General features: G+C 71.5%; 22 protein-coding genes. 10 read left to right on the top strand and 12 right to left on the bottom strand.

The genetic code is table 11. From position 1 onward, the window contains the following. Positions 1-28: 28 nt before the first annotated feature. Both DGO_RS10790 and DGO_RS10785 read right to left on the bottom strand, forming a co-directional pair. Positions 29-1384, bottom strand: a complete 1356-nt coding sequence (locus tag DGO_RS10790) for an FAD-dependent oxidoreductase (protein WP_043802073.1) — start codon at positions 1382-1384, stop codon at positions 29-31. 66 nt (positions 1385-1450) lie between these two features. Then, complete coding sequence (locus tag DGO_RS10785) at positions 1451-1804, bottom strand: DUF1304 domain-containing protein (RefSeq protein WP_043802069.1); 354 nt, start codon at positions 1802-1804, stop codon at positions 1451-1453. A gap of 175 nt (positions 1805-1979) precedes the next feature. On the opposite strand from DGO_RS10785, the gene DGO_RS10780 reads away from it, so the two are divergent. Then, on the top strand, positions 1980-3068 hold the full coding sequence (locus DGO_RS10780) for a WD40 repeat domain-containing protein (RefSeq protein ID WP_014685550.1): 1089 nt from the start codon (positions 1980-1982) through the stop codon (positions 3066-3068). 7 nt (positions 3069-3075) lie between these two features. Here the strand turns inward: DGO_RS10780 and DGO_RS10775 are convergent, their stop codons facing one another. Beyond that, positions 3076-3522 carry a bleomycin resistance protein gene (locus tag DGO_RS10775; RefSeq protein WP_226991345.1) on the bottom strand — a complete coding sequence of 149 codons (447 nt, stop codon included), beginning with the start codon at positions 3520-3522 and terminating at the stop codon, positions 3076-3078. Between the two features lie 126 nt (positions 3523-3648). Here DGO_RS10775 and DGO_RS10770 point away from each other — a divergent pair, with 126 nt between their 5' ends. After that, positions 3649-4830: an aminotransferase class V-fold PLP-dependent enzyme gene (locus DGO_RS10770; RefSeq protein WP_043802064.1), complete on the top strand. Its 1182-nt coding sequence runs from the start codon at positions 3649-3651 to the stop codon at positions 4828-4830. 117 nt (positions 4831-4947) lie between these two features. On the opposite strand, the gene DGO_RS10765 is transcribed toward DGO_RS10770, so the two are convergent. Further along, on the bottom strand, positions 4948-5577 hold the full coding sequence (locus DGO_RS10765; protein ID WP_014685547.1) for a CBS domain-containing protein: 630 nt from the start codon (positions 5575-5577) through the stop codon (positions 4948-4950). Positions 5578-5719: 142 nt separating this feature from the next. On the opposite strand from DGO_RS10765, the gene DGO_RS10760 reads away from it, so the two are divergent. Both DGO_RS10760 and DGO_RS10755 read left to right on the top strand, forming a co-directional pair. Beyond that, on the top strand, positions 5720-6208 hold the full coding sequence (locus DGO_RS10760; protein WP_043802059.1) for an OmpH family outer membrane protein: 489 nt from the start codon (positions 5720-5722) through the stop codon (positions 6206-6208). A 76-nt stretch (positions 6209-6284) separates the two neighbouring features. Next, positions 6285-6761, top strand: coding sequence for an OmpH/Skp family outer membrane protein (locus DGO_RS10755; RefSeq protein ID WP_014685545.1), 477 nt, complete (start codon positions 6285-6287; stop codon positions 6759-6761). Positions 6762-6850: 89 nt separating this feature from the next. On the opposite strand, the gene DGO_RS10750 is transcribed toward DGO_RS10755, so the two are convergent. Beyond that, a complete protein-coding gene (locus tag DGO_RS10750) occupies positions 6851-8131 on the bottom strand; it encodes a hydroxyacid-oxoacid transhydrogenase (RefSeq protein ID WP_014685544.1) in 1281 nt (426 codons plus the stop codon). 124 nt (positions 8132-8255) lie between these two features. Between DGO_RS10750 and DGO_RS10745 the strand changes: the two genes are divergently transcribed. Continuing rightward, on the top strand, positions 8256-8684 hold the full coding sequence (locus DGO_RS10745; protein WP_014685543.1) for a carboxymuconolactone decarboxylase family protein: 429 nt from the start codon (positions 8256-8258) through the stop codon (positions 8682-8684). On the opposite strand, the gene DGO_RS10740 is transcribed toward DGO_RS10745, so the two are convergent. Beyond that, the gene (locus tag DGO_RS10740) at positions 8678-9364 is read right to left on the bottom strand and encodes a hypothetical protein (protein ID WP_043802055.1); all 687 of its coding nucleotides are present in this window, start codon (positions 9362-9364) and stop codon (positions 8678-8680) included. The two genes, DGO_RS10745 and DGO_RS10740, sit on opposite strands and share 7 nt — an antisense overlap. A gap of 208 nt (positions 9365-9572) precedes the next feature. Here DGO_RS10740 and DGO_RS10735 point away from each other — a divergent pair, with 208 nt between their 5' ends. From DGO_RS10735 to DGO_RS10720, 4 genes are all read left to right on the top strand, one after another. After that, positions 9573-10334 carry an electron transfer flavoprotein subunit beta/FixA family protein gene (locus tag DGO_RS10735; protein WP_014685541.1) on the top strand — a complete coding sequence of 254 codons (762 nt, stop codon included), beginning with the start codon at positions 9573-9575 and terminating at the stop codon, positions 10332-10334. A gap of 13 nt (positions 10335-10347) precedes the next feature. Beyond that, complete coding sequence (locus DGO_RS10730) at positions 10348-11307, top strand: electron transfer flavoprotein subunit alpha/FixB family protein (protein ID WP_014685540.1); 960 nt, start codon at positions 10348-10350, stop codon at positions 11305-11307. A gap of 650 nt (positions 11308-11957) precedes the next feature. Then, a complete protein-coding gene (locus DGO_RS10725) occupies positions 11958-13238 on the top strand; it encodes a DUF4139 domain-containing protein (RefSeq protein ID WP_014685539.1) in 1281 nt (426 codons plus the stop codon). Positions 13239-13264: 26 nt separating this feature from the next. After that, positions 13265-13960, top strand: coding sequence for a hypothetical protein (locus tag DGO_RS10720; RefSeq protein ID WP_050920782.1), 696 nt, complete (start codon positions 13265-13267; stop codon positions 13958-13960). Between the two features lie 22 nt (positions 13961-13982). Here DGO_RS10720 and DGO_RS10715 read toward each other — a convergent pair whose 3' ends face one another. From DGO_RS10715 to DGO_RS10695, 5 genes are all read right to left on the bottom strand, one after another. Further along, on the bottom strand, positions 13983-14723 hold the full coding sequence (locus DGO_RS10715; RefSeq protein WP_014685537.1) for a methylenetetrahydrofolate reductase: 741 nt from the start codon (positions 14721-14723) through the stop codon (positions 13983-13985). After that, entirely contained in the window at positions 14720-18448 is a 3729-nt protein-coding gene (gene metH, locus DGO_RS10710) for a methionine synthase (RefSeq protein WP_043802048.1), read from the bottom strand. The genes DGO_RS10715 and metH overlap by 4 nt, the downstream gene beginning before the upstream one ends. Positions 18449-18732: 284 nt before the next feature. After that, on the bottom strand, positions 18733-19266 hold the full coding sequence (locus DGO_RS10705) for an HAD family hydrolase (protein ID WP_014685534.1): 534 nt from the start codon (positions 19264-19266) through the stop codon (positions 18733-18735). Between the two features lie 26 nt (positions 19267-19292). Continuing rightward, the gene (locus DGO_RS10700; protein WP_043802045.1) at positions 19293-19592 is read right to left on the bottom strand and encodes a YciI-like protein; all 300 of its coding nucleotides are present in this window, start codon (positions 19590-19592) and stop codon (positions 19293-19295) included. Positions 19593-19631: 39 nt separating this feature from the next. Continuing rightward, positions 19632-20282, bottom strand: coding sequence for a hypothetical protein (locus DGO_RS10695; protein WP_226991344.1), 651 nt, complete (start codon positions 20280-20282; stop codon positions 19632-19634). Between the two features lie 30 nt (positions 20283-20312). On the opposite strand from DGO_RS10695, the gene DGO_RS10690 reads away from it, so the two are divergent. Next, the gene (locus tag DGO_RS10690) at positions 20313-21428 is read left to right on the top strand and encodes an alpha/beta hydrolase family protein (protein ID WP_145975307.1); all 1116 of its coding nucleotides are present in this window, start codon (positions 20313-20315) and stop codon (positions 21426-21428) included. A gap of 76 nt (positions 21429-21504) precedes the next feature. On the opposite strand, the gene DGO_RS10685 is transcribed toward DGO_RS10690, so the two are convergent. Further along, positions 21505-22404 carry a prephenate dehydratase gene (locus DGO_RS10685; RefSeq protein WP_014685530.1) on the bottom strand — a complete coding sequence of 300 codons (900 nt, stop codon included), beginning with the start codon at positions 22402-22404 and terminating at the stop codon, positions 21505-21507. Positions 22405-22453 lie beyond the last annotated feature (49 nt).

Genomic DNA, 22453 nt, shown 5'->3' with positions numbered 1-22453 from the left:
GGGCCGCCCCCCCGCTTCCCCCCTACAGTTACAGCTCGCGCTTGAGCTTGTCGGCCGCCACGAGCAGCACGTCCCACACCCCCGAAAAGGGCGGCGCGTAGGCGAGGTCGGCGTCGAAAAGGGCCTGCACGTCGGCGCGCTGACCCAGCAGGGCCGCGACCACGTCCACCCGCTTGATGCTTTCGCGGCAGCCGATGAGCTGCGCGCCCAGCAGCCGTCCCGTCCCCACTTCGCCGGTCAGGCGCACGTGGATGGGCTGGGCGTCCTTGTAGTAACCGGCGTGGTCGGTGCTCTTGACGTCCACCGAGAGCGCCTTCAGGCCCAGGGCGTCGGCCTCGGCCTGCGTGAGTCCGGTGCGGGCCGCGCCCAGCCCGAAGAACTTGAAGATGGACGTGCCCACGATGCCCGGAAAGGTCGCGTCGCCGCCCGCCATGTTCACGCCCGCGATGCGGCCCATGCGGTTGGCGGTCAGGCCCAGCGGAATGTGGACCTTGCGCCGCGTGACCCGGTGGATGGTCTCGGTGTTGTCGCCCGCCGCATAGATGCCCGCCACGTTCGTCTCCTGGCGGATGTTCACGGCGACCGCGCCGGTCTTGCCCAGGCGCACGCCGGCCGCCTTCGCCAGCCCGACGTTGGGCCGCACGCCCACCGCCACGATCACGAGATCGGCGCGCACGAGGCCGCCGCTGGTCTGCACGCCGGTCACGCGGCCGTCCCGGCCCGTCAGGCCCTCGACGCTGGTGCCGCAGCGCACGTCCACGCCGTTGCGCTCCAGCTCCTCACGCACGCGGCGCTGGTTGCCGGTGTCCAGGCCGCGCCCGGCGATCTCGGGGGCCTTTTCCAGCATGACCACGCTCAGGCCGCGCGAGCGCAGCGCCTCGGTCAGCTCGATGCCGATGTACCCGCCGCCGACCACCACGGCCCGCGAGGCCCCCTTCAGGCTCGCCTCGATGGCCTGTCCGTCGGGAATCTCACGCAGCACGTGTACGCCGCCCAGACCGGTCTGTGCCCAGTCGGGCCGCAGCGCCGAGACGCCCGTGGCGAGCAGCAGCCGGTCGTAGGGCTCGGTGAGGGTGCGCCCGGCGTCCCGGTCCAGCACGGTCAGCGTGCCCGCCGCCGGGTCCAGGCCCGTCACCTCGTGGCGCAGCCGCACCCCGATGCCGCGCGCGCGCATCTGCCCGGGGGTACGGGCGACCAGGGCGTCCCAGCCGTCCACGTCGCCGCCCAGCACGTAGGGCAGGCCGCAGGCCCCGTAGCTCACGTAGTCGCCCCGGTCGTACACGGTGATGCGGGCGTCCGGGTTCTGGCGCTGGGCACGGCTCGCCGCGCTCATGCCGGCGGCCACACCCCCGACGATCAGGATTCGCGGCGAGGAAGGGGTCATCGGCCCCAGGCTAGAGCATGAAGCGCCTGCGCAGGCGCGCCCGGAGCCACAGTCTGCGCCTGGGCCTCAGGAGGCCAGCAGGACGGCCAGGAGGCCCAGGACCGCCGGCACCGTCTGGATGAACAGGATGCGCCGGTTGGACGTGAGCGCCCCGTACACCCCGGCGACCGCCACGCAGCCCAGGAAAAACAGCTGGACAGGGGCCGACCCGGTCACCAGGCCCCACAGCAGCCCGGCAGCCAGAAAGCCGTTGTAGAGCCCCTGGTTGGCCGCCAGGGCGCGGGTCGCCTGCGCGAATTCGGGGGTGGTTCCGAAGGCCTTCATGGCGCGCGGGGTGGTCCACAGGAACATCTCCAGCACCAGGATGTAGACGTGCAGCAGCGCGATCGCCGCGACCAGCAGACCGGCGACGAACGTCACTGCGCGCCTCCGGCGTCCGGGCAGGAGGGGTGGCGGTCGGCGCGGTCGAGGCGAGGCGACATGCCTGTCAGCCTACCCTGGCCGGGCTCCGCGCGCGGAGGAAGAAGGAGCAGGGGTGGGGGCGCGGGGGGGCGTCACACCCGCCGCCCCGCCGGGGCCGCTACCTTGAGGCCCGATGAAAGCCGCGCTCAGTACCGTTCTGGCCGCCCTGCTGACGGTCGCGTCCGCCCAGGTCGAAACTCGCATCGCGCCCGATCCCCTGCTCATCCTCGGGGTGGCGCAGGACACCGCGCCGCCGGCCCCCGGAGGCGCGGCCCAGCCGGGCAGCCCGGTCCCCGCCCCCACCTCGGTCCCGGCCACAGCGGCGGCCCCCGCTCCGGCCCTGGCCGGGCTGGTCGCCGTGCGCGGGCAGTATTCGCTGCACGTGCGGCTGCTCGATGCCTCGACCGGCGAGCTGCGGCGCGAACTGTGGTTGCCCAGTGAGACCGACCTGCGCGTGCCCCCGGCCCTGAGCGGCGACGGGCGCTGGCTGGCCGCCGCGCTGACCCCGGACCCCCAGACCCGCGAGGGCCGGGTCGCCATCCTCTCGACGGTGCAGGGCGGGGCCACGCGCGGCCCGCAACCGCTGGCCCCGGGCGGCTGGACGGTGCGCTCGGGCGGCCTGGACGGCACGCAGAGCCTCGCCCTGAGCCGCGACGGCATGCGGCTGGCGGCGGGCAACCGCAACGGCTACGCGCAGCTCTGGGACTGGCAGGCGGGCAAGCGCATCGCCACCATCCAGAGCGAGAACCGCAGCGAACCCGCCGCCCTGCTGTTCAGCCCCGACAGCCGCCTGTTCGCGCCGATGTTCCGGGGGCAGATTCGCACCCGGATCTTCGACGCCCGGACCGGCGACCTCAAAACCACCCTGAGCGGGGTGGGGGTGGGCACCTTCTCGCCCGACAGCCTGGGGTTTCTGGGGTCGCGTGGGCGACTGGTCAGCCTCGCCACCGGGCGCGAGGTCACGCCGCCCGCGTACCTGAGCGGCTCGGCAGGTACGCTGGGCTTCAGCATGGACGGCCGCCGGGTGCTCGTGCGCGGGCTGGCGACCGACGGGCTGGGCCGCGACTGGCTGGAACTGCGCGACGCCTCCTCGGGCCGCACGGTGGGCACGCTGACCCGCATCGCCGACGGCTACCCCGAGTTCCTCAGCCCCGACGGCACCTCGCTGCTGGGCGGGGACGGCCAGGGCGGCGTGCGGATTCTGCCCATCGCGCCGCGCTGAACGGGGCTCAGGGACTGTTCTTGGCGGCCGGGCGCTCGCCCAGAGCCTCGGAAAAGCGCAGCAGGTAGCCGTTGGGGTCCTGCACCAGAAACTCGCGGTTGCCGGTCTGGCGGTCGCCCGTCACCCGCCAGCGCTCGCGCACCGGGCGAAACAGCGGCCAGCCGCGCCCGACCAGCGCCTCCACGATGGGCGTCAGGCTGGACACGCCGATCTCGACATTCAGGCCGCGCCCCAGCGGGTATTCCAGCGGCCCGGTGTCCCACTCGCCCGACATCGCCTGAAGCATGACCTGCGCGCCCTCCCGTTCCAGATATGCGAAGCCGGGGCGCGCGTAGGCCACGCCGAAACCCAGCGCCCCGCACCAGAAGTCCAGGCTGGCCGGCAGGTCGAACACGTCGAATTCGGGCACCTGGGCATTGAAGCCTCCGGCGGGCAGGGCAGGGGCGTCGGTCACGCGGCCCAGCAGAGCGCGGCGGGGAAGATGGGGGCAATACGCCGGATGGCCGGTATCGGGGCGGCGCGGGGCACAGAGGTTCAGACCGGCCCCCGCGCCGCGCCGCCGCCTCGGCTACCCTGGGGCATGACCGACGTTGCCCCCGCCCGGCCCGCCGCGCCCAGCGTGCCCGACTTCACGCCCCTGAACCGTCACCGCCTGATCGCGCCGGGGCCGGTCGAAGTCGCGCCCGACGTGCTGGCGCAGCTCGCCCGGCCCCAGATGCACCACCGCGCGCCCGAGGGCATCGAGAAGCTGATGGAGGCCCGCGCGCAGCTCGCGCAGCTGCTGGGCGACCCCTACGACGCCGTGATCACCACGACGAGCGGCACCGGGGCCTTCGAGGGCGCGCTGGTGAGCACCACGCCGCCCGGCGCGAAGGTGGTCAACGCCCAGGCGGGCAAGTTCAGCGAGCGCTGGGGCGAGATGGCTCGGCGCTTCGGCTACGACACCCAGATCGTCGCGCGGCCCTGGGGCGAACTGCTCGACCCCCAGGAGGTCGCCGACGCCGCCAGGGACGCCCACACCCTCCTGATCACCCACAGCGAGACGAGCACCGGGGCGCTGCACGACCTGGAGGCCATCGCCAAGGCGGCCAAGGCGCACAACCCCGACCTGATCGTCATCGCCGACTGCATCACCAGCTACGGCGTCGCCGAGCTGCGCCCCGCCGCCTGGGGTGTGGACGTGATCGTCTCGGGCAGCCAGAAGGGCACCGCGACCCCGCCCGGCCTGGGCTTCGTGCTGTTCTCGCCCGAGGTGCAGACCCGCATGATCAAGGACACGCCGCACGGCTTCTACCTCGACATGACGCGCGAACTCGCCGGCCAGAAGGCGGGCAACACCCCGCAGACCCCCGCCATCAACCTCATCTACGCCCTGAGCACCGCCCTGGAGCGCCTGACCGCCGTGCCGCTGGAGGTGCTGTGGGCCGAGCAGCGCCGCAAGACCGACGCCCTGATCGCCGCCGGGACCGCCCTGGGGGCCCCGGCCTGGGCCGCGCGCACCAGCCCCGCCGTCGCCGTGCTGACCCCGCCCGCGCCCCTCACCGGCCGGCGGGTGGCCGCGCAGCTCGCCGCGATGGGCCAGCGCGCCCTGCCCGGACAGGCCCCGCACGAGGACACCGTGTTCCGCGTCTCGACGATGGGCTACGCCGACCGCTACGACGCCCTGGGCATCGCCGGCATCCTGGAAGACGCCTTCGCCGCGCTGGGCCACCGTTTCGAGCGTGGCGTGGCCGTGCAGGCGGCCTGGCAGGCGCTGAAGTAGGCAGAAAGTGGGCAGTGGGCCGGGTCATAGCCCGGAGCGGGTGGCGAAAGGGGAGAGCGGCCCAAGACCGCCGTCTCTCCACTTCTTCCCGCCCCGTGGGTCGGTCCAGCCCTGTACTCAGTCCAGGACGGTGATGCCCGACTCGCGTACCCGTCGCCGCACGTCGCGCACGCCGTCGCCGTTCACGCGCAGCACGAAGCGCCGGTTGCCGCTCGCGCTGTCGGTGTCGTAGCTCGCCACGCTGATGATGTTGCTGGGCAGCACGGCGCGGGTGGCGCGCTCCAGGCTGCCGGGCACGTCGGGCATGTCGATGGTCAGGCGGTGGCCGCCCTCCTTCATGCCCAGGATGCCTGTGAAGGCCCGCAGGATGTCCATGGTCGTGATGATGCCGCTCAGCCGCCCCGAGGCGTCCAGCACCGGCAGCCCGCCGATGTGGTGGTCCTGCATCCGCAGCGCGGCGTCTTCCATATACTCGTCTTCCTGCGCGGTGATTACGGGCCGGGCCATGATCTCGGCCACCGTCAGTTTGCTCAGCAGGTAGTTCAGCTCCCAGACGCTCAGGGTGGTCGCCTTGCTGGGCATCGCGTCCTTGAGGTCCTTGCGGGTCGTGATGCCGACGAGTTCGCCCCCCTCCACGACCGGCAGCCGCCGGAAATGATGTTCCTTGACGATCTTCAGGGCGTCCATGACGGGCGTATCCGGGGTAATGGTGACCGGCTCGGCGGTCATCCAGTCGCGTACGAGCATGGCCCCAGTCTAGGGCCTGTAGGGGAGGCGACCTGTCCCCCTGCCCCCGGCCGCCCGGGGCTGACCGGCAGATGACGGCAGATGTGAACGGCGCGAAAAAGCCTTCATTCGGCTCAGAAAAGCGTGTGCTACGGTGCCTGCCATGAAGATGACCCCCAAGGCGCTCGCCCCGCTCGCCATCGCTGCCGCGTTTGGCCTGGGCACCCTGGCCCCGCACGCGCAGACCACCCCCCAGAAGGTGGGCTTCGTGAACGTGGACCAGCTGTTCGCCGCGCACCCGAACGACAAGGACGTCAAGGCCCTTCAGACCAAGTTCCAGGGTGACCTCGGCACGCTCGACAAGCAGATCAAGGACATCGACGCCAAGGGGACGGCCGCCACCGCCGCCGACAAGGACAAGCGCGCGCAGCTTGTGACCACCTACAACGCGCAGCTCAAGACCTACGACGACCAGATGAAGGCCAAGGCCGGCCCCATCGAGACCTCGGTGGACGCCGCGCTGTCGAGCTACGCCAAGGCCAACGGCTTCAGCGTGATCATGGACCGCTCGATCGCCCAGCAGAGCGGCCTGGTGGTCTACGCCGACACCGCCACCGACGTGACCGAAGCCGTCAAGAAGAACGTCAAGTAAGCTCGGCCGACGCCCCCCGGCCCCCGGTGTCGTCACGGGGGCCTGTTCGTGTCGCCGGGGCGCGAAAGGACCATCCATGAAACGCTTTCTGATCCTTCTTCCCCTGGCCCTGCTGCTCACCGTGCCGCACGCCCAGCAGTCGCGCAGCCGCGTGGGCTTCGTCAACGTGCAGCAGCTCGTGGCGGGCATGTCCGGCAGCGCCGCCTACCTCTCGCTGCGCAAGAACGTGGACGCCGACCTGGGCAAGCGCGAGCAGACCATCCAGACGCTGGCCGCCAAGGCCACCCGCACCCGCGCGGCCGCCGACCGCGCCGCCCTGCAAAAGGCGCAGCAGGACTTCGCCAACGTGCAGAAGGGCTACGCCACCCGGCTCTCGGCCGCCTTCAAGCCGCTGAGCAGCAAGCTCGACGGGGCCATCGCCAGCGTCGCCAAGAGCAGCGGTTTCGGCGTGGTGCTCGACCAGCAGGTCGCCGCCCGCAGCAAACTGGTGGTCTACGCCAACAGCTCGGCCACCGACCTGACCCCGGCGGTGCTCAAGGCGCTCAAGAAGTAAGCCGGGGGCATCCGCCGCGCAGCCCCGGCCCTCCGAACGCACTGTTCGGAGGGCCGGGGCTTTTCTGTTCCCCGCCCGCTTTGCCCGGCTCACCAGTTGTGCAGCGACTCGCGGAAGATGCGCTCCAGGTCGTCCCGGCTGGGCTGTTTCGGGGCCACGGCCAGCAGCCGCTGCTGCTTGAGGGCGCCGTCGATCAGGGCCGGGATGTCCGGTTCGCCGTAGCCCAGGGCCGCCACGCCGCTGGGCGCGCCGACATCGCGCATCAGCTCCAGCAGGGCGCGGGGCAGCGCGTCGCGGTCGTCCGGCGCGTAGCTCCGGCCGGTCAGACAGGTGGCCGCCTGAAGGTGTTTGGCGGGGTCGGCGTCGAAGGTGAAGCGGAAGGCGGCCGGCGCGGTCACGATGACGCTGAAGCCGTGGGGCACGAAGTTCTTGTCGCCCGGGTAGCCAGGGTCGCGGTACGTGTGTCGCAGGCCGGCGAGCGGGTAGGCGCAGGCGTGCGGGATGTGCACGCCCGCCGACCCGAAGCCCACCCCCGCCATCGTCGCGCTGAGCATCATCAGGCCGCGCGCCTCGGTGTCGTCGCCGCTGGCGACCGCGCGGCGCAGGTACTGTCCGCCGTAACGCAGCGCCTGCGCCGACCACAGGTCCGCGACCGGGTTGCTGCCCTGATAGGGCGGGCGCTCGTCCGGGCTGGTGGGGCGGGGGCGGGAGGTGTAGGGGCGGCTCAGGAAGCTCTCGGCGGCGTGGCACACCACGTCCAGCCCCGCCGAGGCGATCACCGCGCCCGGCGCGGCGCGCGACAGTTCGGGATCGACGAGGGCCTGTGCCGGGCGCAGGGCGCGGTGGCTGATGCCGGTCTTGATCTTGAGGTCCGGCAGGTCGAGGATCGCCACGGTGGTCGCCTCCGACCCGCTGCCCGCCGTGGTCGGCACCGCGAGCAGGGGCCGCAGCGGCGAGGGAGGCTTGAGGCCGCGCCCGACCGGGGGGTTCACGTAGTCCATGATGTCGCCGCCGTGGGTGTAGAGCAGGTTCGCCACCTTCGCCGTGTCGATGGCGCTGCCGCCCCCGATCGCCACGAAGGCGTCGGGCCGGGCCTCCCGCGCCGCCGCGACGGCCCGTTCCAGGGCCGCGAGGCCCGGTTCGGTCTCGACCTCGCTGTACAGGACGGTGTCGAGTCCCGCCGCCGCCAGCGAGTCGAGGACGGGTCGTGCCACGCCCCGCGCCAGGACTTCCGGGTCCACCACCACGAAGACTCGCTGGCCGCCCAGCCGCCTCATCTCCCAGCCGGCGTCGTGCGCCGCGCCCGCGCCGAACTTCACGGGCGTGGCCTCGATGGTGAACATGGATTCGTGCGCTGCGCCGTCGGTCATGCGTTCTCCTGTGGGGGCCGCCCGGGCCTGTGTGGGTTGGGGGTCGGCCTGGAGTATGCGCCCGGGCGCGCCGCCGCACCATCCCGGCGCGGCCCTGGCCCGGCGCTGCTCTAGCCTGCTGCCCATGAGCGACTCTCCCGAATCCATCCCGGGGCCGGCGCGGCCCAGCGCGCGGCAGGCCGTCTTCGGCGCGCAGGAAGACCGTATCCTGGCCCGGCTCGCGGCGCTGGACCCCGACCTGATGGCCTATGTGCGCGACTTCGCCTACGACACCGTGTACGAGCGTCCCGGCCTTGATCTCAAGACCCGGGAACTGATGGCCTGTGCGCTGCTGACCTCGCTGGGCAGCCCGCCCGAACTGCGCACCCACCTGCGCGGCGCGCTGCGGGCCGGGGCGACCGAGCAGGAGGTCCGGGAAGCGCTGCTCTTCTGCGTGCCCTACCTGGGCTTTCCGCGCGTCGTGGCGGCCTTCGAGCAGCTCCGCGCGCTGCTGGAAACGAAAGAGTCCCCCCGCCCGCAGGGGCAGGGGGAAGCTGGAAGCGGGGCTCAGTAGCTGAGCTTGACGCCGATCTTGGCCTTGACCACCGTGCCGGGGAAGGCGAAGCGGCTGCGCACGTCGTTGTAGCCGGCCTCGCCGGGGGCATAAGTGCCCGCGTCGGTGCCGTTGCTCAGCGTCGAGGGGAAGTAGTGGTCCAGGCCCAGGTCGCCGAACAGGCTGATGTTGCCGGCGAGCGCGTAGCTCACCATCGCGCCCGCGCCGATGCCGAAGGCGTTGGTCGTGGTGGTCTGGCTGTTGGCGTTGCTGCCCGCGTAGGTCTCGGTGGCGCTGAAGCGGCCGTAGCGGCCCCCGGCGTAAGCGGTCGCGTCCACGCCCGGCGCGATCTCGCCCAGGCTGTAGGTGCCGTCCAGGCCCAGCATGGTCTGGCTGCCGCTCTCGGTCGCCTGACCCCGCCCCTTGAAGCTGCCGAAGGTGCCCAGCGTCAGGCCAGTGCCCGCGCCCACGTCCACATCGTCGCGCAGGGCGTCCGAGGGGCGCACGTAGTCCACGCTGGCACGGAGGCCGACCGGACCGGCGACATTGGGCACGTGGACGAAGGCGCCGCCCGACAGGCCCGAGGCGTAGCCGGCGCTCAGGCCGAGCTCGACCCCGTTGAGGGACGAGCCGGAGACGAACTGCGCGCTGGCGGAACTGGTGGCGGCGGCGATGGCGGCGACGATCAGGGCCTTCTTCATGCCTTCTACCCTCGGGCCTGAACATGAGAGCGGCTCATGAAGGGTCACATGGCGTCTTGAGAAAGCCGACAGCCCAGCGTCAGGCGCTGCGGGGGCCGGGGCCGCGCCCTATGCTGTGGCGACTGGAAAATGGCTGGACAGGGCGCTAAAATTGCACCGAGTCCAATACGCTACACCCAGGCCGCCCCGGCGGCCCCATGGAGGATGCATGAACATTCTGACCCTCGTCCGGCAGGTTCCGGACGCCGAAGCGCGCGTGAAGGTGGCCGGACAGGCCGTGGACCTCGACGGCACCACCCTGGTCATCGACGGCATGGACGAATACGGTGTGGAAGAGGCCCTGCGCCTGCGCGAGAACGGCGCGGGCGTCGAGCAGATCATCGCGCTGGCCGTCGGCCCGCAGCGCAACGAGGACGCCCTGCGCACCGCCCTGGCGATGGGCGTGGACCGCGCCATTCACGTCGAGACGACCGAGAAGGTGGATGCCGTGAGCCTGAGCCGCGTGGTCGCGCAGGTCGCTCAGGCCGAAAACGCCACGCTGATCCTGGTCGGCGGGCAGGAAGCCGACTGGGACTCGCAGGCGCTGGGCGCGGCGACGGCCGAGCGCCTGGGCTGGCCGCAGCTCACCTGGACCAATGAGCTGAAGGTCGAGGGCGAGGCCATCACCGGCCGCCACGACGTGGACGAGGGCAACGAGAGCTTCCGCGCGCCGCTGCCCGCCGTCGTGACCACGCAGCAGGGCCTGAACGAGCCGCGCTACCCCACGCTGCCCAACATCATGAAGGCCAAGAAGAAGGAGCTGCGCAAGGACAGCCTGGAGACCTACGGCGTGCAGCCGCGCGTGCGCACGGTGAACGCCGAGATCCAGACCCGCGCGCGCCTGAACCGCATGATCGACGGCAAAGACCCCCAGGCCGCCGCCGAGCAGCTGCTCGAACTGCTGCGCAGCGAAGCCAAGGTCCTGGCGTAAAGGAGGAGATGGCATGATTCTGATCGTTGCTGAACACGCGGGCGGCAAGCTCGCCAAGTCCACCCTGGAAATGGTCACGGCCGCGCGCGACGTGGCCGGCGCGGGCCGCGAAGGCCCCATCACCCTGCTGGTCCTGGGGCAGAACGTGGCGGGCGTCGCCACCGAGGCCGCGGGGTACGCCGAACAGGTTCTCGTGGCCGACCTGCCGGCGCTCGCCACCTACAACCCCGAACTCTGGGCCGCCGCCGCCGCGCAGATCGCGCAGGAAGGCGAGGCGAACCTGGTCGTCATCGGCGGCAGCCGGTCGGGCCGCGAGTACGCCCCGCGCGTGGCCGTGAAACTTGACGCGCCGTACCTCGAAGACGCCACCCGGCTCGGGATGAACGGCGCGGCGGTGCAGGCCCAGCGCTACACCTTCCTCGCCCGCGTCACCGAAACGGTCGAGGCCGAAGGCGGCGTGATCGTGGTGACGGTCAAGCCCGGCTCCTTCGCTCCGGCGGCCGCCGCTGCGGGCGCGGGCGAGCAGTACGACGTGGAACTCGACCTGCCTGCCCCCCGCGTGGAGGTGACCGGCAAGAGCGTCGAGAAGACGAGCCGCGTGGCGCTCTCGGAAGCCGACGTGATCGTGACGGGCGGGCGCGGGGTGGGCAGCCCCGAGAACTTCTCGACCTACGTCGAGGGACTGGCCGACCGCATCGGGGCGGGCGTGGGCGCGACCCGCGCGGTCGTGGACGCGGGCTGGCGGCCCTACGCCGAGCAGGTGGGTCAGACCGGCAAGACCGTGCAGCCGGGGGCTTACATCGCGCTGGGGGTTTCGGGCGCGGTGCAGCATCTCTCGGGGATGGGCAAGAGCAAGTACATCGTGGCGATCAACAAGGACGCCGAGGCCCCCATCTTCAAGGTGGCCGACTACGGCATCGTGGGCGACATCACCCAGATCGTGCCCGCACTGATCGAGGCGGCCAAGAAGTAGCCGCCGGTGGGTCGGGGGCGCAGCCTGGACGGCGGTTCGGGTCTGCGCTCCGGCACGTCCAGAGGATTCTGGGCGACAGTCCCGCAGAAGGTTGCCAGGGTCGCTCACCCCGCCGGTGTGATCCAGCGGCGCAGCCCGGCGTGAAAGCCGGTCGGTTCCGGGTCCACTCCGGGAACGGTCGGTGGCCGGAGCGCCCAGAACCGTGCCGACCTGTGGAGTGGCGAATCTCAGAGTGGCGCGGGACAGGCCGGTATCCGGTCCAGCCCGTGCGGGGCATGCATCCCATTCTTCAGATCCCATTCTGCAGGGCCGCAGGGCCCGGTCGAGCTTTCCGTCCGCTCCCGGAGGAGAGGCCGGAAGGGGAATGCTGCCGTCCGTGCCGGTCCCGCAGACGGATGTTCGGCTGGGCCGCCGCTTGCGTCACCCGGCCGAGCGGTAGAGCTACGGCGGGGTGTGGCGGACATGAACGGCCCCGGGTCGGGGCAGGACCGATTTTCCGGATTCCCGGGTCGCGCGGCAGGCGGGGGGGTACGGCAAAGCCACCGAACAGCCACCGGGCCCAGCCACTTTCCTGACGGGCACATCAGAGCTGTTCGCCGTCTGACGCGCGTTCTCACGTCTCATAAACGCGGCCCCCGCAGCATAGGGGCATGAACCGAATCGTGATGAGCGCCCTGATGTTGGGCGCGGGCATGGCCCAGGCCGCCGACCTCCGCATCTACCCCAGCTTCTCCGAAGTGCGCCAGCCGGTGCAGAGCACGGGCACCACCCTGAACGTCACCCTGCCGCAGGACACCTGGGGCAGCGTCCTGTCGGGCAGCCTGTCGCTCGAAGGCCTGCCCTTCACGCAGGCGGTGCAGAGCCAGCAGGCCAACTGGCTCACGGGGCTCGAAGGCAAGACGGTGTACCTCGTGCGCGACGGCAAGGCCCCCGAGGCCGTGACCCTGGTGCGCGCCCGCGACCTGCTGGTCAAGGACGCGGCGGGCCGCTTCTTCACGGTGCGTTTCGAGGACCTGCAATTCACCGAGGCTCCGCCCGTCAATGCCCAGGCCGCCACCCAGACGCTCGTGTTCAGCCTGCCCGCTGCGGGCAGCGGTACCCTGAGCTACCTGACCCGCGCCGTGAGCTGGTCGCCGCGTTACACCCTGCAGGCCGGGGACGGCGGCGCGTCCCTCTCGGCCCTGGCCGACATCCGCAACACGACCGAGCAGCCCTACGACGTGAAGGCCACCGAGCTGTACGCCGGGGACGTGGAGGTGCAGGGCACGCCGCTGGCGCAGGAAGCCATGTTCGACGGCGCAGTCAGCCGGGCCGTCGCCGCGCCGATGGCCGCCTCCAAGATCGAGAGCCAGGGTGACCTGCGCGGCCTGTACCGCTACGCCCTGACCACGCCCTTCACGCTGCCGGCCAACAGCGTGGTGACGCTGCCCTTCCTGACGCCCAAACTGAGCACCTTCGAGCGCTTCGTGGGCCTGAACACCTACTTCGGCACCGGCACGCAGGACGGCACCCTGAACCGTTTCTACCGCTTCAAGGCCGACCAGCGCCTGCCCGGCGGCCAGATGACGGTGCGTGAGGACGGCCGCATCGTCGGGCAGACGAACATCGGTGAGACGCGCCAGGGCGGCCAGGTCGAGTTCTCGCTGGGCAACGACCCGGACGTCGAGTACAGCCGCACCGTCCAGACCGTGACCCAGGTCAAGAATGCCGAGGGCAACGTGACGCGCACGACCTACAAGGTCACCTACGCCCTGGAGAGCAGCAAGGCGCGCGCCGTGCGTGCCGAGATCACCGAGCGCGTGGGGGGCCGCCGCGTGATCATCGACAACGCCGCGCCCGTACAGAACCAGGGCACCGCGACCCTCAAGGTGGACGTGCCCGCGAAGGGCAAGGTCAGCAAGAGCTTCACGGTGGTCGTGGACAACTCGTAATGCGCCGGGGGGTGCTCGCTCTAGGGGTGATCGCCCCGCTCTGCGCGACTGTCCAGGCCCGGCAGGACACGGCGCCCCTGGTCGGTGCTCCGCTGCCGGTCGGCTACGCCCGGCAGAACAGCTACAGCGACGGCAACGTCCAGATCATCACGGCGGGCCGGCAGGATGAACGGCTTTCGGCGCTGGTCCTGGCCCGGGACCGCCGGACCGGCCGCACGCTCTGGAAGACATACGGCTCGGGCGTGCTGGTGCCGCAGGCGCTGGGGCGGGGGGAGGGGTTGGTGAATCTGCTCTCGATTCAGAGTGGCGCCGTCACCAACTCGGCCACCCTGCTCCTGCGCCTGGACAGCGGGCGCACCCTGGCCAAGGGTCTCGTGGACGTGGCAGGCGTCGCAGACGGCAAGGTATTGCTCGTGGACTACGACAGCGTGCCGCCGTCCGCACCGTTCCTCCGCGACGGCTCGGCGCTGAGCGGGCGGGTGATCAGCGCACAGGACGGGCGCATACTGACCCCGGCACTGCCCACGCCGCCGCGCGGCGGGTGTGGTCCGGCAGAAGTGCGGGGCGACCGGGTACACGGCATCTCCAGCAACAAGCAGCGTTACCGCGTGGCTGGAGCAACGCTGACTGTGCCCCGCGAGGACCGCTGCGGCACCTTCGGCGTCCTGTTGCGGTGGACCCGGGTCCCCCTGCCCGGGCCCGCCATTCAGCCGGAAAACTGAACGGCCAGCGCTCCAGCCCCCGTTACAGAATCCCTTCCAGATACTCGCGCAGGTCCGTGCGGATCGGCTGGAAATACACGTGCTGGCCCCGGTCGCGGGCAAAGTGCAGAGCGTCTCCCGCCAGTTTGCGGTTCCATTCCAGCGAGAGGTCGAAGGAACGCGGAAACACGGCGTTGTTGCGCGACGCCCAGTAGTTGGCCGAGCCCTCGGTGGTCACGTTGGTCACGCCCCACCACATCTCCGCGCCCTCGGGCAGCAGGTCGGCGTAGGTGTCCATCAGCCGCAGGTCGAAGAAGGGCTGCGAGAAGAAGCCCACCGCGCCCGCCTCCAGCTTGCGCTCCAGGTAGTCGCGCTCGCGGGCGAAGGACTGGCGGTAGGGGTCCAGGCCCGCGTACACGCGCACGTGCGGCAGCTCGCGCCGGAACCGGCGGATGGCGGCCTCGGCGTCCACGTTGTATACGCGGCGGTTCATGTCGCTGGGGGCGTCCCCGGTCACGATCAGCACCTCGTCGATCTCGTGCGCCAGCAGCAGGCCCGACATGGGCAGCGGCTCTTTGGGATTGAGGTCGATGGCCCGGATGTGCGGAATGGCCCGCAGGTGCGGCCGCGCGAAGGCGCACCCCTCCCACGAGCGGGTGGAAAAGCGCGTGAGGTCGGGCACATTCACCGTGTCCACGCCGGGAAAATGCTCGCGCACGGTGTCAAGTTCGGCGCGCAGGCCCGAGCGGCTGCGCGGCACGAGTTCCAGCGAGATGCGGGTCACGCCGCCCCTCCGGAAACGGATACCTCGGCGGGCGGCGGCGCGGCGGCCGGGTCGTAGGCCAGCAGCGGCCCCAGCCAGCGCTCGGCTTCCTCCAGGGCCCAGCCCTTGCGCGCGGCGTAGTCCTCGACCTGATCCTTGCCGATGCGGCCCACGGCGAAGTAGCGGGCCTCGGGGTGCGCGAAGTACAGCCCCGAGACGGCGGCGGCGGGCAGCATCGCGCACGAGTCGGTGAGGCTCAGGCCCACCTCTCCGGCGTCCAGCAGCGCGAACAGGGTGCGCTTCTCGGTGTGGTCGGGCTGCGCGGGGTAGCCCGGCGCGGGGCGGATGCCGTCGTAGCGCTCGCGGATGAGGTCGGCGTTGTCCAGCGTCTCGTCCGGCGCATAGCCCCAGTGGTTCCGGCGCACGTCGCGGTGCAGCTTCTCGGCGAAGGCCTCGGCCAGCCGGTCGGCCACGGCCTTGACCAGAATCGAGTTGTAGTCGTCGTGCGCGGCCTCGAACGCCCGGGCCAACTCCTCCGCCCCGTGGATGGCGACCGCGAACGCGCCGATGTGGTCGGCCCCCTCCGCGACATAGTCGGCCAGGGCCACGTTCGGCGTGCCCTGCTCGCGCTGCTGCCGCAGGGTATGCAGGCGTGTGCGGTGGGGCAGGCGTTCGCGCCCGGCGGCGATCTCGTGGGTGCGGTGGTCGAGGGTTTCGGCCTGGGCCAGCGGCTCCAGCACGATGTCGTCGCCTTCACGGTGCGCGGGCCACAGCCCGATCACGCCGCGCGCCTGCATCAGCCCCTCGTCCACCACGCGCCGCAGCAGCGCCTGGGCGTCCGCGAATAGCTTGCGGGCCTCCTCACCGCGCAGGGGGTCGGTCAGAATGTTGGGGTAGATGCCCTTCATCTCCCAGGCGATGAAAAAGGGCGTCCAGTCGATGTAGTCCAGCAGCCCCGCAATCGGCTGCTCGATCACCTGCCGGCCCGGCTGCCGGGGCGCGGGTGGCGTGGGGGCCGCGAGCTGCGGCGCACGCTCGCGCGCCTCCGCGATGGAAATGAGGCGCACCTGCCGCCCGCCGTGGCGCTCGCGCAGGGCGTCGTACTCGCCTCTTATCCGCTCGCGGTAGCCCGCCTCGTCGGCCAGCAGGTCGGAGGTGGTCGTCACGGCGCGGCTGGCGTCGAGCACGTGGACCACCGTGCCCTCGTAGGCCGGGTCAATCTTGACCGCCGTGTGGGCGCGGCTGGTCGTCGCGCCGCCGATGAGGAGGGGCTGTGTCATGCCCCGGCGCGTCATCTCGCGGGCCACGCCCACCATCTCGTCGAGGCTGGGGGTGATGAGGCCCGAGAGGCCGATCACGTCCGCGCCGATGCGCTGCGCCTCGTCGAGCACCTTCTCGGTCGGCACCATCACGCCCAGGTCGGTCACCTGATAGCCGTTGCAGGCCAGCACCACGCCCACGATGTTCTTGCCGATGTCGTGGACGTCGCCCTTCACGGTCGCCAGCAGCACCTTGCCCTTGCCGCCGCTCTCCTGCTGCTCGGCCTCCATGTAGGGCGTGAGGTAGGCCACCGCCCGCTTCATCACGCGCGCCGACTTGACGACCTGCGGCAGGAACATCTGGCCCGCGCCGAAGAGGTCGCCCACCACGTTCATGCCGTCCATCAGCGGCCCCTCGATGACCGCGAGCGGCGAGCCGAGTTCGCGGTAGGCCTCCTCGGCGTCGGCCTCGACATGGTCGGTGATGCCCTGCACGAGCGCGTGCGTCAGCCGCTGCGCCACGGGCTGCTCACGCCACGCGCTCTGGGCGGCGGCCTCGCGCTTGATGCCCTTGTACTGATCCGCCAGCGTCAGCAGCCGCTCGGTCGCGTCGGGTCGCCGGGCCAGGATCACGTCCTCGACCGCGTCGCGCAGCTCGGGTTCGATATCGGCGTACACGGCCAGCATCCCCGCGTTCACGATGCCCATGTCCAGCCCCGCGCGGATCGCGTGGTACAGGAACACCGCGTGCATCGCCTCGCGCACGTGGTTGTTGCCCCGGAAGCTGAAGCTCACGTTGGAAATCCCGCCCGACACGAGCGCGCCCGGCAGGTTCGCCTTGATCCAGCGCGTCGCCTCGATGAAATCCAGCGCGTAGCGGTCGTGCTCCTCGATGCCCGTCGCCACGGTCAGCACGTTCGGGTCGAAGATGATGTCCTGCGGCGGGAAGTCGGCCTGTTCGGTGAGCAGTTTGTACGCGCGCGCGGTGATCTCCTGGCGGCGCTGGAGGTTGTCGGCCTGTCCGCGCTCGTCGAAGGCCATGACCACCGCCGCCGCCCCGTAGCGCCGCAGCCGCCGCGCGCGCTCCAGGAACTTCTCCTCGCCGTCCTTGAGGGAAATCGAGTTGACGATGGCCTTGCCCTGCACGCGCTTGAGGCCCGCTTCCAGAATCTCCCACTTGGAGCTGTCCAGCATCAGCGGCACGCGGCTGATGTCCGGCTCTCCGGCGAGCAGGTTCAGGAACTTGACCATCGCGGCCTCGCCGTCGAGCATTCCCTCGTCGAAATTGATGTCCACGACCTGCGCCCCGTTCGTGACCTGCTGGCGCGCGATCTTGAGGCCCGCGTCGTAGTCCCCGGCCAGGATCGCCTGCGCGAATTTGGGGCTGCCCGTCACGTTGGTGCGCTCGCCCACGTTCACGAAGTTGGTCTCGGGCGTGAGGGTGAAGGCCTCCAGGCCGCTCAGGCGCAGGTACGGCGTGCGCTCGGGGGCGGTGCGCGGCGGCAGGGCGCTCATGGCGTCGGCAATCGCGCGGATGTGCTCGGGCGTGGTGCCGCAGCAACCCCCCACGATGTTCACCAGCCCCTCGCGCGCGAAGTCGGCCAGCACCGAAGCCGTGTGTTCGGGCGTCTCGTCGTACTCCCCGAAGGCGTTGGGCAGGCCCGCGTTCGGGTGGACCGAGACCAGCGCGCCCGTGTTCGCCGCGATGGCCCGCAGGTGGGGGCGCAGCAGGTCGGCCCCGAGCGCGCAGTTCAGCCCCAGCGAGAACAGGTGGGCGTGCTCGGTGCTGACCGCAAACGCTTCGGGCGTCTGTCCGCTCAGCGTGCGCCCCGAGGCGTCGGTGATCGTCCCCGAGAGCATCACGGGCAGGCGGCGGCCCTCGGCGGCGAAGGCTTCGTCGCAGGCGAACAGCGCCGCCTTGGCATTCAGCGTGTCGAACACGGTCTCCAGCAGGATCAGGTCGGCCCCGCCCGCCATCAGGCCGCGCACGGCGCTGGTATAGGCCTCGACCAGATCGTCGTAGGTCACGTTGCGGAACTCGGGGCGCTCGACATCCGGCGACAGGGTCGCGGTGCGGTTGGTCGGCCCCACGCTGCCCGCCACCCAGCGCGGTTTGCCGTCCCGGGCCGTGAACTCGTCGGCCACCTCGCGCGCCAGCCGGGCTCCGGCCTCGTTCATGGCGAAGGCCAGGGCTTCCGTGCCGTAGTCGGCCTGCGAGATGGTCGTCGAGTTGAAGGTGTTCGTGCTGGCGATGTCCGCGCCCGCCGCGAAATAGTCGCGGTGGACCTGCCGGATCACGTCGGGCCTGGTCAGTTGCAGCAGGTCGAAGTTGCCCCGGTACATCCGCAGGGGGTCGGCCCCGTCCCAGCGGAAGTCGGCTTCGGTGAGGCCCGCACGCTGAAGCTGCGTGCCCCAGGCCCCGTCGAGAATCAGGATACGGCGGTGCGCCTCGGTACGGATGTCCGGGCGGGTCTTGTGCGTCGTCACGTCTACCCCTATGAATCTGGCCGCGCTGGGCGGCCTGGAAACGTCTTCGCGCGTCGAGTCGCGCCTTCGGCAGCTCCATCGGGCTGGGCCATCGTGCCCGCTCGCGCCATCGTCGGCGCACCCACACAGGCACTTTTCCGGGGGCACCGCTGCCGAAATGTGGGCCGGTTGCCGCGTCGTCGCCGGGCCGGAAAATTCCCTCGGACGCCTCTGGATGACCGCGCCGTGGGGGCGCGATAGGGCAGAGGATAGCGCGGGCCGCGCGGGGAGAAAGTGGGGGTGGTTTAGTCCTCTGACGGCGTGCGGCTGGCCCAGCCACGTTTCTCGACTGCCCGGAGATCGGCCTCGTGGACGATGGAAGCGAGATACCGTGCCAGACGCCGCAACTCCCGGTCCTCCGGGGCCCCTGTCCAGGCCTCGATCCTGATCAGGTGGCCGTACCCGGCGGCGTAGTTGGAGGCCAGATCGTCGAGCGCCGGGATGCGGGTCCGGGGATATTTCGACCGAATCCAGCCGGCCCGGAACTTGCGGGCCGGTTTGTGCCACCCGAAGTCTCCGTCTTCCAGTCGCCGAAGCGAACAGCGGGAGCGGTCCCAGAGAAAAACGGCCCGGCCTGCGAGGTCGAAGCCGGTCGCGGCCCTCACGGCGGCCAACCCGGCCCGCATCCAGTCTTCGCTGGCCGAAGTCCAGACGGCGAGGTCGTACGGCCCGGCCACGCCATACAGAAATTTGCCCAGGCAGGGACGCAGGGCGAAGCCGATCCCCGCCCCGGTGGCCTGACCATGCCAAAGCGTCTCATCCAGATCGAGAACCAGCAACGGGCGACCCCGTCCCCCATCCATGCTCAGACCCTGTGCGCCGCGCCCTCGCCCACCACCGTCGTCCATTCCCGCACGTCCCACGACTCGACCAGTCCCGCCTGCACGTAGGGGTCGGCCTCGGCGAAGGCCCGCGCAGGCTGCGGCCCCTCGGCGCGGAACAGCAGGACGGCCCCGTCCATCGGGTCGGCGAGCGCGCCGCCCAGCAGTAGCTCTCCGCGTTCGGCGGCGGCCCGGGCATGGGCGAGGTGCGCCCCCCGGTGCGGCACGCGGCGCTCGGCGTGGTCGGCGTAGCGGAAACGGTACGTCAGCAGGTAATGGCGCATGGCCCCAGCCTACGCTCGGCCGCGCGCTGGCCTGCGGTTCTAGGGCCGGTCGGGGGTCAGGAAGATGCCGACCTGATACGGCTCGCCCGTTCCCGGGCGGTTCAGGTAGGGGCGGAGCAGCGCGACGAGCTGACGCTGCAGGGTGCGGGCCTCGTCGACGCTCAGGGTGACGCGGTTCCAGCCCGCCAGGATCAGCGGGGCGCCCTGCGCCAGCGGCTCCCAGACCTCGCCCGACTCGGAGACGAATTCGTAGTACACGTCTCCGGCCGGGGTAAAGCAGCTCAGGCTGCCCCAGCCCGCCCAGGTGCGGGTGTGCATGGCCCGTTCCAGGTTGTGCTCGAAGGCCCGCAGCCCCGCGCCCCGGTTGGCCTCGCCCATCTGCTCGAAGGGCCGCACGTGAAAGGGGACGTAAAAGGCGCCCGGCGCGCGGTAGTGCCGCAGCGCCCGCCCAGCCCGCGCCTCGCGGCGGCTCTCGCTCAGCAGGCCCAGGCGCAGGTAACGCTGCACGAGCTTGAAGGTCGGGGTCAGGCCCAGGCCCAGCGCGGCGGCGGCCTGCGACACGGTGCACTCGCCGCGCATGAACGGGGCCAGGCGGCGCAGTTCGGTCCGGTCGGTCACGACGGCAGCCTGGGCGGCGTCCAGCACCGTCCGGGTGCCGGGTGGGAGGCAGCTTCCCTGAAGGCCTTTCATGGGAAGCAGGGTAAGGCCTACGGTCTGCCCATGAGACGGCTCCTTCCCCTGATGTTCTCGCTGGCCCTCGGGACCGCGCACGCCGCAGACGTGGCGGCCCGCACCCTGACCCTGGACCTGGGCGGCGTGCCCAGCCGCGCCGAACTGCTGCTGCCCCCCGGCGCGGCCCCGGCCCCGCTCGTGCTGCTCATCCAGGGCACCGGCCCCGAGGACCGCGACGGTAGCTACGCCGTGCCCGGCAGCGTGGTCCAGGGGTCGCTGGGCGCGCTGGCCCGCCGCCTCGCCGCGCAGGGCTTCGCGGTCATGCGCTACGACAAGCGCTACGCCGCCCAGAGCTTCGACCCGGCGACCGCCCAGGCCGCCCAGGCGGGGTACGCCGCCCTGAGCATGCGCGACCTGCTGGCCGACGCGCGCACGGCGCTGGACGTGGCCCGTCGCCAGCCGGGAGTCGCGGCGGGGCCGGTGTTCGTCTACGGCTGGAGCGAGGGCAGCGTCGTGGCCGCGTCGCTGGCCCAGGAGGTCGGGGCACGCGGGCTGATCGTGCAGGGGCCGGTCGTGGACGGTTTCGCCGAGACCTTCGCCGACCAGTTCGCTGCCACCGGGCTGGCCTACCTGACCCCCTATGCCCAGAACGGCAAGATCGACCTGAAGGGCGTCCTGGCAGCGCTGGGCGGGCCGGGCAGCCCCCTGGCGAAGTCGCAGGCGGCGCTGCTCCTCGACCGCGACAGCACGCCGCAGCAGCCCAAACTGGCGGGCATTCTGGACACCGACGGCGACGGGCGACTGGACCTGCGGGCCGAGGTCGCGCCCAGAATCGTGGAGTTCTACCGGCTCCTGATGGCGGCCTCGCCGCTGTATGCCCCGGCCACCAGCCTGCCCCCCCTGGGCGAACTGGCCTCCAGGCTGCGGATGCCGGTGCTGATCCTCCAGGGCGAGAACGACGGCAACGTCAATGCCCGGTACGCTATCCAACTGGACGCGGCGCTGCGGGCCGCCAGAAACACCCAGGTCACGCTGAAGCTCTATCCGGGGCTGGGGCACTCGCTGGGGCCGGCCGCCGACATTACGCGCGACGTGTTCGCCCCGATGGCCGCGCCGCCCATGAACGACATGGCCGCCTGGATGAAGGCGCAAATGCGGCGCTGAGCCCGGGGGTCGGAGGCGCTCCGGAAATGCCCCGGAGCTTCTGCGTCAGCGCTTTACGGGTCCGCGCGGCCTTCCCTCAGCCCACGGTGCCGGTCGCGGCCGGGTAGCTGCCCAGGATCTTGGCGTAGCTGGCCTTGCGCAGTACGCCGGCCAGGGCCAGGGCCACCTGTGGGTCGTCGGCGCGGCCCTCGATGTCCACATAGATGAGGTAGCTCCAGGCGCGGTCGCGGCGGGGCCGGCTCTCGATGCGCGAGAGGTTCAGGCCGCGCAGCTCGTTCAGCGCTTCGAGCAGGAAGCCCGGCGTGTGCCGCACCGCGAACACCAGGCTGGTCTTGTGCGGCGCGTCGCTGGGCGCGGGCTCGTGGCGGGCCAGTGTCATGAAGCGGGTGAAGTTGAAGGGCTCGTCCTCGACCTCGCTCTGCAACACGTTCAGGCCGTACAGCTCGGCAGCGCGGCGGCTGGCGATGGCGGCCTCGTCGCGTGCGCCCCGTTCGGCGAGGTCGCGCGCACTTCCGGCAGTGTCGTGCGCGGCGACCGCCTGCCAGCCGTGCTTGCGGATGAGGCCGGTGCACTGGTCCAGCGCGGGCTGCTGGCTGTAGACGCGCGCGACGTCGCCCAGGTCCACGCCCGGCAGCGCCATCAGGCAGTGCGAGACGCGCACCACGACCTCGCCGGTCACGTGCAGCTCGGTGTCGCTCAGGAGGTCGATGGCCTGGAGGATCGCGCCCATCAGGCTGTTCTCGACCGGCAGCACGCCGTAGTCGGCCTCGCCCGACTCGACCGCGCGGGCGACCTCGTGGAAGGTCGGGTAGCCGCGCGTCTCGCCCACGACCGGCAGGGCGTTCAGCGCCGCGATCTCGCCGTAGCTGCCGGGATTGCCCTGAAAGGCCACCGTCGGGCCGGGCTGCTCCTGGGTGCCGTGCCCGGTCGGCTCGGGGTCGGAAGTGGCCTGCGGGGTCGTGGCCGGAACGCTCATGTGGGGCAGGCTAGCGCACGGGCCGCGCCCCCGGGCCGCCCCGAGGTAG

Source organism: Deinococcus gobiensis I-0 (genome assembly GCF_000252445.1).
GTDB classification, from domain to species: domain Bacteria; phylum Deinococcota; class Deinococci; order Deinococcales; family Deinococcaceae; genus Deinococcus; species Deinococcus gobiensis.
Note: the sequence above shows the minus strand (reverse complement) of the source record. Positions and strands in the feature narration are given on the sequence as shown.

What these genes read in the sequence shown, in the direction of transcription:
- DGO_RS10790 (WP_043802073.1), bottom strand. Translation starts at nt 1,384, where the DNA reads ATGACCCCTTCCTCGCCGCGAATCCTGATCGTCGGGGGTGTGGCCGCC.
- DGO_RS10780 (WP_014685550.1), top strand. Translation starts at nt 1,980, where the DNA reads ATGAAAGCCGCGCTCAGTACCGTTCTGGCCGCCCTGCTGACGGTCGCG.
- DGO_RS10730 (WP_014685540.1), top strand. Translation starts at nt 10,348, where the DNA reads ATGATTCTGATCGTTGCTGAACACGCGGGCGGCAAGCTCGCCAAGTCC.
- DGO_RS10690 (WP_145975307.1), top strand. Translation starts at nt 20,313, where the DNA reads ATGAGACGGCTCCTTCCCCTGATGTTCTCGCTGGCCCTCGGGACCGCG.
- DGO_RS10765 (WP_014685547.1), bottom strand. Translation starts at nt 5,577, where the DNA reads ATGCTCGTACGCGACTGGATGACCGCCGAGCCGGTCACCATTACCCCG.
- DGO_RS10700 (WP_043802045.1), bottom strand. Translation starts at nt 19,592, where the DNA reads ATGCGCCATTACCTGCTGACGTACCGTTTCCGCTACGCCGACCACGCC.
- DGO_RS10685 (WP_014685530.1), bottom strand. Translation starts at nt 22,404, where the DNA reads ATGAGCGTTCCGGCCACGACCCCGCAGGCCACTTCCGACCCCGAGCCG.
- DGO_RS10735 (WP_014685541.1), top strand. Translation starts at nt 9,573, where the DNA reads ATGAACATTCTGACCCTCGTCCGGCAGGTTCCGGACGCCGAAGCGCGC.
- DGO_RS10755 (WP_014685545.1), top strand. Translation starts at nt 6,285, where the DNA reads ATGAAACGCTTTCTGATCCTTCTTCCCCTGGCCCTGCTGCTCACCGTG.
- DGO_RS10750 (WP_014685544.1), bottom strand. Translation starts at nt 8,131, where the DNA reads ATGACCGACGGCGCAGCGCACGAATCCATGTTCACCATCGAGGCCACG.
- DGO_RS10740 (WP_043802055.1), bottom strand. Translation starts at nt 9,364, where the DNA reads ATGAAGAAGGCCCTGATCGTCGCCGCCATCGCCGCCGCCACCAGTTCC.
- DGO_RS10745 (WP_014685543.1), top strand. Translation starts at nt 8,256, where the DNA reads ATGAGCGACTCTCCCGAATCCATCCCGGGGCCGGCGCGGCCCAGCGCG.
- DGO_RS10725 (WP_014685539.1), top strand. Translation starts at nt 11,958, where the DNA reads ATGAACCGAATCGTGATGAGCGCCCTGATGTTGGGCGCGGGCATGGCC.
- DGO_RS10760 (WP_043802059.1), top strand. Translation starts at nt 5,720, where the DNA reads ATGAAGATGACCCCCAAGGCGCTCGCCCCGCTCGCCATCGCTGCCGCG.
- DGO_RS10695 (WP_226991344.1), bottom strand. Translation starts at nt 20,282, where the DNA reads ATGAAAGGCCTTCAGGGAAGCTGCCTCCCACCCGGCACCCGGACGGTG.
- DGO_RS10770 (WP_043802064.1), top strand. Translation starts at nt 3,649, where the DNA reads ATGACCGACGTTGCCCCCGCCCGGCCCGCCGCGCCCAGCGTGCCCGAC.